Consider the following 13,049-nt stretch of genomic DNA (forward strand, 5'->3'; position numbering starts at 1 on the left):
CAGTTCCGATTTAAGATTTGGCTGCAGCTCAAGACCTGTCACCCTCTAAAGACTTAACGCTCCATTCAAGGCAGGGCATCCATTCAAGAATCGGCCAGATCCGGCGCCTCCGGCAGCGCTTGCTGCAAAAAGTCCAAGAGCAGGCTGACCTTGGGCGACAGATGGCGGTTCTGTGGGTATAAGGCCCATATACCCTCAGGCGCCGCCTGGTAAGCCTCAAGCACTGATACCAGGGCACCGCTGGCGAGATCCTCGCCGACATAATAATCGGGCAGTTGCACCAGCCCGAGCCCTTTGCGAGCAGCATCCAATAACCCAGGGCCAGAATTACACACCAAGCGGCCACTCAAACGCCATTGACGTTCCTGGCCCTGCTCGATAAAACGCCAGTAAGGGTGGTTACCCAGTAAACATTGATGCCGATGCAGCTCGCCCAGAGTGTGGGGCACGCCGTGGTTGGCCAGATACTCCGGGCTGGCGCAGACATAATTGCGGCGACTGCCAAGACGCCGCGCCATCAAGCTGGAATCCGCCAGCTTACCCAGTCGAATCGCCAAATCATAACCGCCATCAATCAGATCCAGCGTCTTGTTGTTGAGATCCAGTTGCAGATCTAGCTTGGGGTGCAGGCAGAGAAAGTCATTCAGTAGTGGCAGAATAAATTGCTCGCCGTAAGTGACCGGCGCCGTCACCCGCAGCAAGCCCTGCGGGGTTTGTTTCAAACTGCCAAGGGCGCGCTCGGCTTCCTCTATGCCATCTTGCAGCAAACGGCAGTGGCGATAATAAAGCTGGCCCTCTTCACTGAGCGACACCTTACGGGTAGTGCGATAGAAGAGTTTGCTCGCCAGGCGTTTCTCCAGCGCGGCGATTTGGCGGCTTATCTGCGCCACAGACAAGTTGAGCCGCTCGGCGGCGCGGGTAAAGCTCTGGCTCTCGGCCACGGCGATAAATTCGCTGATCCCTTCCCAGTGGTTCATTATTACTTCTCAGTAAAAGTGATTTGTATATTTGGCTGATTATCTTTTATTTGGGAATAAATACAATGTTGGCATCCGGTTTATGAGCCAAGAGGTTCGATACCGAATCAATTACAACAGAAGGAAGCGACAATGACAGACAAATTTATCAAGTCCCGCGCCGCCGTAGCCTGGGCCGCCGGTGAACCGTTGAAGATGGAAGAGGTGGATGTGATGTTGCCCAAGGCCGGTGAGGTATTGGTGCGCATTGTTGCCAGCGGTGTGTGTCATACCGATGCCTTTACTTTGAGCGGCGACGACCCAGAAGGTGTGTTTCCGGCCATTCTCGGCCATGAGGGCGGCGGCATAGTGGAGATGGTCGGCGAAGGCGTCACCAGTGTGGCGGTGGGCGATCATGTTATTCCTCTTTACACGCCTGAATGCGGTGAGTGTAAGTTCTGCCGCTCCGGCAAGACCAACCTGTGTCAGAAGATCCGCGAGACTCAGGGCAAGGGCCTGATGCCGGATGGTACCACCCGTTTCTTCAAAGACGGCAAGCCAATTTTCCACTACATGGGCTGCTCGACTTTCTCTGAATATACGGTATTGCCTGAGATCTCCCTGGCCAAAGTCAACAAGTCGGCGCCGCTGGAAGAGATCTGCCTTCTGGGCTGCGGTGTTACTACCGGCATGGGCGCTGTAATGAATACCGCCAAGGTGGAAGAGGGCGCCACCGTGGCCATCTTCGGGCTCGGCGGCATAGGGTTGTCGGCGGTGATTGGCGCGGTGATGGCCAAGGCCGGTCGCATCATAGGCATAGATGTCAATGAGTCCAAGTTTGAACTGGCGAAGAAGCTGGGGGCGACCGAGTGCATCAACCCCAAAGACTATGACAAGCCTATTCAGCAGGTGATTGTGGATTTGACCGACGGCGGCGTCGATTACTCGTTCGAGTGTATCGGCAATGTGGATGTGATGCGTTCGGCGCTCGAGTGTTGCCACAAGGGCTGGGGCGAGTCAGTGATCATTGGGGTTGCCGGTGCCGGGCAGGAGATCTCCACCAGACCTTTCCAACTGGTGACCGGCCGGGTGTGGAAAGGCTCGGCTTTCGGTGGTGTCAAAGGACGCTCACAGTTGCCTGGCATAGTGGAAGATTATCTGGCCGGTAAATTCAAGCTGGATGACTTTATCACCCACACCATGGGGCTTGAAGATATCAATGAAGCCTTCGAGCTGATGCATGAAGGCAAGAGCATTCGCAGTGTGATCCACTTCTGAGGACCTTCTGATGGAAAATATCAGTAACAACAGGTCGTTTGGAGGCTGGCACAAGCAGTATCGTCATCACTCCAGCAGTCTGAACTGTGAGATGCGTTTCGCCATCTATCTGCCGGAGCAGGCCAATAGCCAAAAGGTACCTGTGCTGTATTGGCTCTCCGGGTTGACCTGTACGGATGAAAACTTTATGCAAAAGGCCGGGGCCCAGCGCCTCGCGTCTCAGCTGGGGCTGGCCATTGTTTGCCCGGATACCAGCCCGCGCGGAGAAGGTGTGGCCGATGCCGATGATGCCGCCTACGATCTGGGGTTGGGGGCCGGTTTTTATGTCAATGCTACCCAGGCTCCCTGGAGCAGCCACTATCGTATGTATGACTATGTGGTAGATGAGTTGCCGGCATTGATAGAACAGCATTTTCCGGTATCGGATAAGCGCGCCATTGCCGGCCACTCAATGGGCGGCCACGGCGCGCTGATGATAGCCCTTAAAAATCCGGGCCGTTATCTCAGCGCCAGTGCCTTTGCCCCCATCAGTCATCCTAGCCAGTGCCCTTGGGGCCAGAAGGCGTTTGCAGCCTATCTTGGCAGCGACAGGGAGGCTTGGAAGGCCTATGACACGGTAGAGCTGATAAAAAGTGGTGCCAAAGGGCTACCGATGCGGGTTGATCAGGGCGAGAGTGATCTGTTCCTGGCCGAGCAGTTACTGCCACAGGCCTTGCGGGCCGCCGCCACTGATGCTGGAATTGCGCTGAGTTTTCACAGCCACCCCGGCTATGATCACAGCTACTATTTTATCGCCTCATTTATCGACGAGCAGCTTAAGTTTCATGCCAGCCATCTGGGCTTGTAAACGCTGAGCCTCTAAAACGCTCAGTCACTTAAATGCAGCGCCGCCTAGGGTTTGCCCCGGCGGCGTTTTTATGCGTTATAGCGGCCATTGCCCGGTATCCGCTTGTTGAGTACTTTCTTGTTTACCCCACTTTTATCTGAGGGGAATTAACGAGCGCAGGGATTAACGGGAGGGAGCATGAAAATAGGCAGATGGCAGACACCCTTCGAGCAGGGGGATCTCTATATTACCGGGCTCTTCTGGGGCGGTGATTTCTTGTTGCAGCTTCGCAGTGGCAAACGCTATCAAATTAAGAATAAACCCCATCCAGGGGTGGATCTCAGTCTGGAATTGTTTCATTTACCGAGTGAAGGGCGCTATCGGCTGCATTATCACTCGGTCAGTGCGTTTCGTATGTTGGATGAACATGGATTGCTGGAGCTTTGGCAGGCGCTGAGCGAGCTTGGGGACGAACAGGGTTGCAACAGCCGCCTGATTAAAGATCACGCCTGGTCGCGTGAAAGCCCAATCAGTTTCTTCCATGGTCACAGTGACGGTTGGTCACACCTGATTTGTACCGGCGATGAGTGTGTCGAGGTGTTGTGCCCGAGCGCGCCGGAAATCATCTATCTTGGCAAATGTGCCGCCATGGAAGACTGAAAAATCTTTGGGAAGCGGTGAGATCAGTTGATCTCGACCTTTTCCATTCCCAGTTGCTGCAGCGCTATCACGGCCTGGGTGCGGTTGCGAACCCCCAACTTACGGAAGATAGCGGTGGCGTGGGCCTTGATGGTCGCCTCGGATACGCCCAGGTCGTAGGCTATCTGCTTGTTGAGCAGGCCTTCGGCAAACATCTGTAACACCTTGTATTGCTGCGGCGTCAGCTCAGAGAGCTTGCCGGCCACCTTGTCGGTATCTTCTTCATCATTGATTTCAATCAACTCTATGCCTTTAGGCAGCCAGATATCGCCGAACATTACTGCGGTTATCGCGTCGATAAAGGTTTCCATCGAAGCTGACTTGGGAATAAAGCCGGCGCCGCCGTAGTGCAGGGCACGGCTGATGGTGGCGGCATCTTCATGGGCTGAAATCACTATCACCGGCAGTTCGGGGAAGTGGGCGCGCAGATGGATAAGAGTGGAGTAGCCATGGGAGCCCGGCATTTGCAGATCCAGCAGCACCAGATCATAGTCCTGATGAGTTTGCTCAAGCAGTTTTTGCAGCCCATCGGCACTGTCGGCCTCAAACCAGCGGGTATTGGAGAAACCGCTGTTAAGCGCTTGGCGCAGGGCATTGCGAAATAATGGGTGATCATCGGCGATGATAATATTTAAGTTTTCTGGCTTCATGGCTTGTTATGGTTATGGCTCTGCACGCTGAAGAAGGGTCAATGTAACAGAAAAGTGACAAATAATCCTATTGCTTTATCAGGCTTTAAGTGACTTTTTGTTACTGTCGCTTTTAGACTTTAGTCGAGAACGACAGTCAATAAAAGCCTTTTCAGCGGCAAACAGGATTGCAGGATAAAACTTACATAGCCTGTTGCCAGAAACAGGCTCGGATTATGTGAAATAAGCGAACAGGGTCTAGTTGGCCAGATCATCACTCCAGATCTGGGTTGGCTTTCTGTCTTCATCGACGGCCACGAAGGTGAAGACGCCGCGGATAGCGTGCTCACGCTTATCCTGATACATATCTTCTACAAAAATGTTCACTTCGACTTTCATTGAGGTGTTGCCCACATGGATCACCCGGGCGATCAGTTCTGCCAGGCTACCGGCAGGGATCGGCTTTTTGAAATCGATTCTGTCTGAGCTGACGGTGACCAGGGTCTTGCGACAAAAGCGGGTGGCGGCGATAAAGGCGGTTTCATCCATCCAGGCGAGGGCTTCACCGCCAAACAGTGTGTTGTGATGATTGGTAATAGACGGGAAAACCGCCTTGATCACCCGAGCCTCGGCTTGTTCAATTCGGCGTGCTACGGCCACTTCATATTGGCTCTGTGTCGTTTCTGGCATACGGCAACCTCTGGTTATGCTGGAAAATCAGGGGCGGTATTATAGTTCGACCAAAGGCGGATTGACAGTTTGCTTTCAACGGGTGCTGTGGAAACAGTCAGAGCACAAAAAAGCCCCGGCATCTCCGAGGCGGAGAGTGTGGGGCTATTTTATGTTGGCGGCCTGTATCTGTGGCGGCTTACTTGCCCAGCAGGCGGCGTCTTTCCTTGGCAGCAGCGGCCAGATCTCTGAGCAGCTTTTCCGAGTCTTCCCAGTGCAGGCAGGCATCCGTGATGCTTTTGCCGTAAGTGAGTGGCTCACCGGCAACCACTTTCTGATTGCCTTCGACAATAAAACTCTCGGCCATGATACCGGCAATGGCGGTGGAGCCGCTGCGCAGCTGCGTCATGATATCTTCGGCGACTTCCAGCTGCTTTTTGTGCTGCTTCTGGCTGTTGCCATGGCTGAAGTCGACCACTATGCCGGAGTGGATCCCAACCGAGTCCATCTGCTCTCTGGCCTTGGCCACATGCTGCTCGCTGTAGTTGGGGGCTTTACCGCCGCGCAGAATGATATGCCCGTACGGATTACCATGTGTGCGATAGACCGCCAGTGAGCCGTCTTTGTCCGGAGAGTAGAAAATATGTGGTTCTCTGGCGGCGCGCACTGCATCGACGGCAATATTGATGTTGCCGTCGGTACCGTTCTTGAAGCCTACCGGGCAGGAGAGTGCCGAGGCCATTTCACGGTGAATTTGGCTTTCTGTGGTGCGGGCCCCGATGGCCCCCCAGGTGATGAGATCGGCAATATACTGACCATTCACCATATCCAAAAACTCGGTGGCGATAGGCAGTTTCAGCTCGGTGATCTGCTGAAGTAACTTGCGGGCCAGGCGCAAACCTTTATTGGGGCTGAAGCTGCCGTCCAAGTCAGGATCGGAAATCAGGCCTTTCCAGCCGACTATGGTGCGTGGTTTTTCAAAATAGACCCGCATCAGAATGCACAGATCGTCTTTGAGTTCATGGTGCAGCTTGGCCAGACGGCCGGCATACTCAAGTGCTGCTTCAGTGTCATGGATGGAGCAGGGGCCTATGATGACCAACAAACGCGGATCGTCACCCTGAATAATGGCTTCGACTTCGCGGCGTTGTTCAACCAGGTAGTCTGCGGCTTCCTGAGTCAATGGATACTCAGATGCGAGTTGGGCAGGTGAGATCACTTTACATAAGAGAGAGGTGCGTAATTCGTCTGTTTTAATGGTCATTCATGATACCGAGGGAAATTTCTTGAGCGCTTTGCGCTTATCTTGTGTCGGATTATAACCAATCGAGCCGAGCTGCAAAGTGGCAATTGTCCGATAATTGCCCAAGTGGGCCTTGAAAAAGTGTCAAGACCCACTTGAATCATTCAGAGTTCGCACTGTGGTAACAAGTAGTTAGCTAGAAAATGCCAATATGTAACTCAGTTTCAACTCGAGTAGCATTTGTCGGCTGCTAGGGCGTTTTTTAGAACATATGGCGCTCAAGGCCGGTGGCATCGAGGATTTTGGTGGCGATTTCCTCGACCGATTGGTTGGTGGTGTCTATATAAGGGATGCGTTCTTTCTTGAACATCATCTCCACCTCTTTCACTTCGAGGCGGCACTGGCGCAAAGAGGAATAGCGGCTATTTTCCATCCGGCTCTGACGTATCTCATGCAGGCGTACGGGTTCAATAGTCAGGCCAAACAGTTTGGATTTATTGCGTTTCAATACCTCCGGCAGCTTGAGGTTGTCCATGTCGTCTTGAATAAAGGGGTAGTTGGCGGCCTTGATGCCGAACTGCATCGACAGATAGAGGCTGGATGGCGTCTTGCCGCAGCGGGAAACTCCCAGCAGGATAATGTCGGCCTTGTCCATATGCTTCATGGTCTGGCCATCGTCGTTATCCATGGCAAAGTTGATGGCGTCGATACGGGCATCATAACCCGCTTTGGCCATTCCATGGGTGCGATGCAGTGAAGGGCTGGCAGTGACCCCTAATTGTTGCTCCAAGGGGGCGACGAAAGTGTTGAGAAAGTCGTAGTCCAGGCCCTCACTGGAATAAATGATGTCGCGAATTTCCGGTTTGACGATGGAATGAAACACCAGAGGCCGTTCCCCTGTTGTAATAAAACTATCATTAATCTGTTTTTTAACGGCTTCTGCTTTAACGGTATTTTCCACAAATGGAATGGTAAGTGAATCAAATTCCAATGGAAATTGAGAAAGCACTGCGTGACCAAACACTTCGGCCGTGATTGCTGTTCCATCAGAAATGTAGAATACTTTACGTGCCATGCCGACCTCATGTAGTAATAAAATTACAAATAAAATTATAGATTTACGCTTGTTGCCTCGGAGTGTAAAATGCCGCTGCCCTCGTGTGAAGGGGCCACTGAAATAAACTTGCGGAGATAGAACTGTGCAGCAATACGTACTCTGGTATCAGGAATTAGGCATGGGTGACGTCAACAAGGTCGGCGGTAAAAACGCTTCCCTTGGTGAAATGATCAGTAATCTGGCCAATGCCGGTGTTCAAGTACCTGGCGGCTTTGCGACCACATCCCACGCGTTCAATGAGTTTCTTGAGCAAAGTGGAGTAAACCAGAAGATATATGACATTCTTGACACATTGGATGTAGATGATGTCAACGCACTGGCTAAAGTTGGTGCACAGATCAGACAGTGGGTTATCGAAACCCCATTTCAGCCAGAACTCGAACAAGCGATTCGAGAAGCTTACGAAAAATTAGCCTCTGAAACCCAAGATGCTTCATTCGCCGTGCGTTCCTCTGCCACCGCAGAAGATATGCCTGACGCTTCATTTGCCGGTCAGCAAGAAACCTTCCTCAACGTGAAGGGCTTTGAAGCTGTATTGGTTGCCATCAAGCATGTGTTTGCTTCTCTGTTCAACGATCGCGCTATCTCCTATCGTGTGCATCAGGGTTACGACCATCGCGGTGTGGCACTGTCTGCCGGTGTTCAGCGTATGGTTCGTTCCGATAAAGCGGCTTCCGGCGTGATGTTCACCATGGATACCGAGTCCGGCAACAAGGACGTGGTATTTATCACTTCTTCCTTCGGTTTGGGCGAAATGGTAGTGCAAGGTGCGGTTAACCCGGACGAGTTCTATGTACACAAGCCAACCCTGACTGCCGGTCACAAGGCTGTTGTTCGTCGTAATATCGGCAGCAAGCTGATCCAGATGGTGTACTCAGATGATGCATCTCACGGCAAGCAGGTGAAAATTGAAGATGTCGCCAAAGAACAGCGCATGACTTTCTCCATCAATGATGAAGAAGTGATGGAACTGGCCAAGCAGGCGATGATTATTGAAAAGCATTATGGCCGTCCGATGGATATCGAATGGGCCAAAGACGGTAACGACGGTCGTCTCTACATAGTTCAGGCTCGCCCCGAAACCGTGCGTTCCCGTGAAGATGTGCAACTGATTGAGCGTTATCACCTCAAGAGCCGCGGCGAAGTGATTTGTGAAGGTCGTGCTATTGGTCACAAGGTGGGCTCAGGTGTTGCCAAGGTGCTCAAATCTATCGACGAAATGGACAAGATCCAGCCAGGCGATGTACTGGTTACCGATATGACTGACCCGGATTGGGAACCTATCATGAAGCGCGCCAGCGCCATTGTCACCAACCGTGGTGGTCGTACCTGTCATGCCGCCATTATTGCCCGTGAACTGGGCGTGCCTGCAGTAGTGGGTTGTGGTGATGTGACCGACAAAATTCAAAACGGTCAGGAAGTAACTGTATCCTGCGCCGAAGGCGACACAGGTTATATCTATCAAGGCAAGCTGGAGTTTGATGTGATTTCCAGCCGCGTTGATTCCATGCCTGATCTGCCGATGAAGATAATGATGAACGTGGGTAACCCTGACCGCGCCTTCGACTTTGCCCGTCTGCCTAACGAAGGTGTTGGTCTGGCCCGTCTCGAGTTCATCATCAACCGCATGATAGGCATTCACCCCAAGGCTCTGCTGGAATTCGATCAGCAAAGCGACGAGCTGAAAGCCGAGATCACCGAGATGATCGCCGGTTATGAATCTCCGGTTGAATACTATGTTGCCCGCCTGGTTGAAGGTATCTCTTCTATCGCTGCAGCATTCCACCCCAAGAAGGCCATCGTGCGTATGTCTGACTTCAAGTCAAACGAATATGCCAACCTGATCGGCGGTGACAAGTACGAGCCAGAGGAAGAGAACCCAATGCTGGGCTTCCGTGGCGCCAGCCGCTACATCTCTGAGTCGTTCCGCGATTGTTTCGCCCTCGAGTGTGAAGCCATCAAGCGGGTTCGTAACGACATGGGGCTGAAGAACGTTGAGATCATGATCCCGTTCGTTCGTACTCTGGAAGAAGGCCGTCAGGTTATCGAACTGCTGAAAGAGCAGGGTCTGGAGCGTGGTAAAGATGGTCTGCGCGTCATCATGATGTGTGAACTGCCATCCAACGCCCTGCTGGCGGATCAGTTCCTGGAGATGTTCGATGGTTTCTCCATCGGCTCCAACGACCTGACTCAGCTGACTCTGGGCCTGGACCGCGACTCCGGCATCATCAGCCACCTGTTCGACGAGCGTAACGAAGCCGTTAAGGCGCTGCTGGCGATGGCTATCAAGTCTGCCAAGGCCAAGGGTGCCTATGTGGGTATCTGTGGTCAGGGTCCTTCGGATCACGCTGATTTCGCCGCCTGGTTGGTGGAGCAGGGCATAGACACAGTGTCTCTGAACCCCGACACAGTGATCGACACCTGGTTGTACCTGGCTGAAGCCCACGGCTAAGTCAGAAACCGTTGTTATGAAGGAAGCCGCTTTTTAGCGGCTTTTTTTTGTTTATAATGGCCCGATAACAAAAAATTTATTCGAGCATAAGATGTTACCCCTACTATCACACCAACAAACTCTGGAACCCTTGTATCTGGAATATCTGGATGCGCTGGAGCAGCGCGGCTTTCGCGGCGATATCGACAGGCGTTACAGTGCCCGTTTGGCGCAAGCGACGGATAACTCTGTTTATCAGTTTCTGCCACAAGCGGTGCTCTACCCAAGAGACAGCGCCGATATTGCCATGGCGTTGCGGCTCGCCTGTGAGGAAGCTTTTATCAAGGTGGTCTTCAGTGCCCGCGGCGGCGGTACCGGAACCAATGGTCAGGCGCTGACCCATGGGATAGTGCTGGATCTTTCGCGCCATATGAACCGGGTATTGGAAGTTAATCCAGAGGAAGGCTGGGTTAGAGTCGAGGCCGGTGTGGTCAAGGATGCGCTCAATGATGCGTTGCGGCCGTACGGCTTTTTCTTCAGCCCGGATCTTTCCACCTCCAACCGAGCCACCCTGGGGGGCATGATCAATACCGATGCCTCCGGCGCCGGCTCGCTGGTGTATGGCAAGACCTCGGATCATGTGCTTGAGCTTACCAGTGTGTTGGTGGATGGCAGTGTGCTGCACACGGCTCCAGTGAGCCGCGAGGTATTGGAATCGGGTGAGAAGGTCACTGACAACCCGCTCGGCAATAAGCTGATTACCGAAGTGGCCCGTCGCTGCCGTGAGCAGCGAGAGCTGATTGAACAGCGCTTTCCCAAACTGAACCGTTTTTTGACCGGTTACGATCTGAAAAATGTCTGGGATCAACAGCTCTGTGAATTCAACCTGTCGCGGATCCTCACAGGCTCTGAGGGAACGCTGGCGGTGGTGACTGAGGCCAAACTGGATATCACCCCTTTGCCGGCCAGCCGCCTTATGGTCAACATCAAATATGACTCTTTTGAATCTGCACTGCGCCATGCGCCCGACTTGGTGCTCGCCAATGCCACTGTGGTGGAAACCGTCGATTCCAAGGTGTTGAATCTGGCGCGGGAAGACATTATCTGGCACTCGGTATCTGAGCTTATCCAGGAAGTGCCCGGCAAAATAATCGATGGTCTTAACATGGTGGAGTTTGCCGGAGAACAAGCCCAGGTAGATGAGCGGGCTGAGCGTCTGGCCGCGGCGCTGGATGCACAGATTGCCGCCGGTGAAAAAGGGGTGCTTGGGTATCAGCTTACCCGGGATGCCGGTTCCATCAATAAGATTTATGCCATGCGCAAGAAGGCGGTGGGGCTGCTCGGGGCCACCAAAGGCCGCCGCAAACCGATAGCCTTCGCCGAAGATACCGCCGTACCACCGGAAAAGCTCGCCGACTATATCATGGAGTTCCGTGCCCTGTTGGATAGCCATCAACTGCAATATGGCATGTTCGGCCATGTGGATGCCGGGGTGCTGCATGTGCGTCCGGCGCTGGATATGTGCGATCCCAAGGATGAAGCCTTGCTGCGCACCGTCTCGGATCAAGTGGCGGCACTGACGCAGAAATACGGCGGCCTGATGTGGGGCGAGCACGGTAAAGGCGTGCGTGGTGAGTATGGCCCCCAAGTATTTGGCGAGCAGCTTTGGAGTGAGCTTGAAGAAGTTAAGACGCTGTTCGACCCCCAGAATAAACTCAACCCGGGTAAGCTGGTGGCGCCCAAAGGCCAACAGCTTATCTACAATGTCGACAGTACCAAGCGCGGCAGTTTCGATAGGCAAATACCTGTCAGTGTCCGCGATGCCTTCCCGGATGTGATGAACTGTAATGGCAACGGCCTGTGTTTCAACTACAGCCGCTTTTCGCCCATGTGCCCCTCTTTTAAGGTGACTGGAGACAGGATCCATTCACCCAAGGGCCGCGCCGGGTTAATGCGTGAGTGGCTGCGATTACTCGAATCTGAAGGCGTCGATGTCAATGAGCTGGCCAAGTCCAAACCCATGGGCTTATTGCAGCGGCTGCAGAACAGCCTTAACGCCAAGAAAGAATACGACTATTCCCACGAGGTGATGGAGTCGCTCAAGGGCTGTCTCGCCTGTAAGGCGTGCTCCGGCCAGTGTCCGGTGAAGGTGGATGTTCCCAAGTTCCGGGCACAGTTTTTCAGTATCTATTACCGCCGTTATCAGCGTCCCGCCAAGGATTACCTGGTGGCCGGTGTCGAGGATTCTGTGCAACTGATGGCCAAGGCGCCCCGGCTGAGTAACTTTGCGGCGCAGAACCCTCTATCCAAGTGGGTGATTAAAAAGGCTCTGGGGTATGTGGATGCGCCTGCGCTGTCTGTACCTACCCTGAAACAGCGCCTCGATGCTCACCCCAGCCGCGGTTATGATCTCAACGCCTTAAGCGCTATCCCCGCCGCTGAGCGACAAAACTATGTGTTGGTAGTGCAGGATCCTTTCAACAGCTTCTACGATGCCGAACTGGTTTATCGCTTTATTCGTCTGATTGAAGCGCTTGGACTCAAGCCGGTATTGCTGCCGTTCAAGCCCAATGGTAAACCGGCTCATATCAAGGGATTTCTGGAGCAGTTTGCCAAGACGGCGCAGACCGCCGCCGACTTTCTCAATCAGGTGCATGCCCTTGACATGCCCATGGTGGGAGTAGATCCGGCCTTGGTGCTGGTTTATCGCGACGAATACCGTGAGGCGCTCGGCGCCAAGCGCGGCCAATTCAATGTCCAGCTTGCCAGCGAGTGGCTCAGTGCCATGCTCGAGCAGTTGCCGCAACTGCCTGCAAGCGGGCGCGAGTTCACCTGGTTCAGCCACTGCACTGAATCCAGTGCTCGTCCCGGCACTGCCAAAGAATGGCAAACCATCTTTGCCCGTTTTGGTGCCAAGTTGGGTACCGTGAATCTGGGTTGTTGCGGCATGGCCGGTACCTACGGCCATGAGCTGGAAAACCTGCCACGCTCCAAGGCTCTGTATGAGATGTCCTGGGACGAGGCGATAAAGTCGTTGCCGCAGGAGCAGATACTGGTGTCCGGTTATTCCTGTCGCAGCCAGGTCAAACGCTTTGGTGGCTTCAGGCCCAGGCACCCCATCGAAGCCTTGCTGGAGCTGACTCAAATGCAAGCCTGAGAGCGCCAAGAATAGGGCTCCTCAAAGTGTGGAGCCCATGAGTA

At 53.5% G+C, this 13,049-nt stretch carries 10 protein-coding genes; 5 read left to right on the forward strand and 5 right to left on the reverse strand.

Features of this window, described 5'->3' with window-relative positions:
* Window positions 1–83 precede the first annotated feature (83 nt).
* A complete protein-coding gene (locus WKR14_RS08860) occupies window positions 84–977 on the reverse strand; it encodes a LysR substrate-binding domain-containing protein (protein WP_162206223.1) in 894 nt (297 codons plus the stop codon).
* A 132-nt stretch (window positions 978–1,109) separates the two neighbouring features.
* On the opposite strand from WKR14_RS08860, the gene WKR14_RS08865 reads away from it, so the two are divergent.
* From WKR14_RS08865 to WKR14_RS08875, 3 genes are all read left to right on the forward strand, one after another.
* On the forward strand, window positions 1,110–2,234 hold the full coding sequence (locus WKR14_RS08865) for an S-(hydroxymethyl)glutathione dehydrogenase/class III alcohol dehydrogenase (RefSeq protein WP_028781420.1): 1,125 nt from the start codon (window positions 1,110–1,112) through the stop codon (window positions 2,232–2,234).
* A 10-nt stretch (window positions 2,235–2,244) separates the two neighbouring features.
* Window positions 2,245–3,081 (forward strand): S-formylglutathione hydrolase, encoded by an 837-nt coding sequence (fghA, locus tag WKR14_RS08870; protein ID WP_335917687.1) that lies wholly within the window; start codon window positions 2,245–2,247, stop codon window positions 3,079–3,081.
* 177 nt (window positions 3,082–3,258) lie between these two features.
* Complete coding sequence (locus tag WKR14_RS08875) at window positions 3,259–3,720, forward strand: hypothetical protein (protein WP_339087648.1); 462 nt, start codon at window positions 3,259–3,261, stop codon at window positions 3,718–3,720.
* Window positions 3,721–3,743: 23 nt separating this feature from the next.
* Here the strand turns inward: WKR14_RS08875 and WKR14_RS08880 are convergent, their stop codons facing one another.
* The 4 genes from WKR14_RS08880 to ppsR all read right to left on the reverse strand — a co-directional run bounded on the left by WKR14_RS08880 (window position 3,744) and on the right by ppsR (window position 7,375).
* The gene (locus tag WKR14_RS08880) at window positions 3,744–4,409 is read right to left on the reverse strand and encodes a response regulator transcription factor (RefSeq protein ID WP_101055823.1); all 666 of its coding nucleotides are present in this window, start codon (window positions 4,407–4,409) and stop codon (window positions 3,744–3,746) included.
* A gap of 237 nt (window positions 4,410–4,646) precedes the next feature.
* Window positions 4,647–5,078, reverse strand: a complete 432-nt coding sequence (locus WKR14_RS08885) for an acyl-CoA thioesterase (protein WP_025011189.1) — start codon at window positions 5,076–5,078, stop codon at window positions 4,647–4,649.
* Window positions 5,079–5,256: 178 nt separating this feature from the next.
* Window positions 5,257–6,321, reverse strand: coding sequence for a 3-deoxy-7-phosphoheptulonate synthase (locus WKR14_RS08890; protein WP_101055824.1), 1,065 nt, complete (start codon window positions 6,319–6,321; stop codon window positions 5,257–5,259).
* A gap of 241 nt (window positions 6,322–6,562) precedes the next feature.
* On the reverse strand, window positions 6,563–7,375 hold the full coding sequence (ppsR, locus tag WKR14_RS08895) for a posphoenolpyruvate synthetase regulatory kinase/phosphorylase PpsR (RefSeq protein WP_039033412.1): 813 nt from the start codon (window positions 7,373–7,375) through the stop codon (window positions 6,563–6,565).
* Window positions 7,376–7,499: 124 nt separating this feature from the next.
* Between ppsR and ppsA the strand changes: the two genes are divergently transcribed.
* Together ppsA and WKR14_RS08905 are read left to right on the forward strand one after the other, a co-directional pair.
* On the forward strand, window positions 7,500–9,869 hold the full coding sequence (gene ppsA / locus WKR14_RS08900; protein WP_101055825.1) for a phosphoenolpyruvate synthase: 2,370 nt from the start codon (window positions 7,500–7,502) through the stop codon (window positions 9,867–9,869).
* Between the two features lie 91 nt (window positions 9,870–9,960).
* Window positions 9,961–13,005 (forward strand): D-2-hydroxyglutarate dehydrogenase YdiJ, encoded by a 3,045-nt coding sequence (locus tag WKR14_RS08905; protein WP_339087649.1) that lies wholly within the window; start codon window positions 9,961–9,963, stop codon window positions 13,003–13,005.
* The last annotated feature ends 44 nt before the right edge of the window (window positions 13,006–13,049 follow it).

The sequence above is a fragment of the Shewanella chilikensis genome (genome assembly GCF_037953065.1).
Taxonomy (GTDB): domain Bacteria; phylum Pseudomonadota; class Gammaproteobacteria; order Enterobacterales; family Shewanellaceae; genus Shewanella; species Shewanella chilikensis.

What these genes read in the sequence shown, in the direction of transcription:
- WKR14_RS08865 (WP_028781420.1), top strand. Translation starts at nt 1,110, where the DNA reads ATGACAGACAAATTTATCAAGTCCCGCGCCGCCGTAGCCTGGGCCGCC.
- WKR14_RS08880 (WP_101055823.1), bottom strand. Translation starts at nt 4,409, where the DNA reads ATGAAGCCAGAAAACTTAAATATTATCATCGCCGATGATCACCCATTA.
- fghA (WP_335917687.1), top strand. Translation starts at nt 2,245, where the DNA reads ATGGAAAATATCAGTAACAACAGGTCGTTTGGAGGCTGGCACAAGCAG.
- WKR14_RS08885 (WP_025011189.1), bottom strand. Translation starts at nt 5,078, where the DNA reads ATGCCAGAAACGACACAGAGCCAATATGAAGTGGCCGTAGCACGCCGA.
- WKR14_RS08905 (WP_339087649.1), top strand. Translation starts at nt 9,961, where the DNA reads ATGTTACCCCTACTATCACACCAACAAACTCTGGAACCCTTGTATCTG.
- WKR14_RS08875 (WP_339087648.1), top strand. Translation starts at nt 3,259, where the DNA reads ATGAAAATAGGCAGATGGCAGACACCCTTCGAGCAGGGGGATCTCTAT.
- WKR14_RS08890 (WP_101055824.1), bottom strand. Translation starts at nt 6,321, where the DNA reads ATGACCATTAAAACAGACGAATTACGCACCTCTCTCTTATGTAAAGTG.
- WKR14_RS08860 (WP_162206223.1), bottom strand. Translation starts at nt 977, where the DNA reads ATGAACCACTGGGAAGGGATCAGCGAATTTATCGCCGTGGCCGAGAGC.
- ppsR (WP_039033412.1), bottom strand. Translation starts at nt 7,375, where the DNA reads ATGGCACGTAAAGTATTCTACATTTCTGATGGAACAGCAATCACGGCC.